The sequence below is a fragment of the Staphylococcus sp. EG-SA-2 genome, from assembly GCF_017152085.1.
Genome location: NZ_JACYHC010000128.1, coordinates 1 through 545 on the forward strand (window position 1 = coordinate 1; position 545 = coordinate 545).

Genomic DNA, 545 nt, shown 5'->3' on the forward strand with positions numbered 1-545 from the left:
ATCAACTTTAGATTTGTCGTTAACTTCAACACGTAGACGTGTGATACAAGCGTCTAAATGTTTAATGTTTGCTTTGCCACCCATAGCTTCTAATACTGCATATGGTAATTCAGTTGCTGAAGCAGTAGCCGCTTGTGATTGTTTATCTTCACGACCTGGTGTTTTGTATTTTAATTTTACAATTAAGAATCGGAATACGAAGTAGTAAATAACTGCGTATACAAGACCTACAGGAATAACTAACCACCATTGTGTCTTATTAGGTAGTATACCGAGTAAGAAGTAGTCGATGAAACCACCTGAGAATGTATAACCTAGATGAAGATCTAATAAGTACAATGTTAAGAATGATAAACCATCAAGTACTGCGTGAATAAAGAATAATAATGGTGCTACAAATAAGAATGAGAATTCTAATGGTTCTGTAATACCAGTTAAGAATGATGTTAAAGCAGCAGAACCCATTAAACCTGCTACTACTTTCTTATTTTCAGGTTTAGCTGTGTGATAAATTGCTAAAGCTGCTGCAGGTAAACCGAACATCA

1 protein-coding gene is annotated in these 545 nt (G+C 35.0%); it reads right to left on the reverse strand.

Annotated features, from left to right (window positions below):
- Window positions 1–545 (reverse strand): PTS transporter subunit EIIC (locus IDG60_RS01275; RefSeq protein WP_206160392.1); only part of this gene is annotated, 545 nt, incomplete at both ends.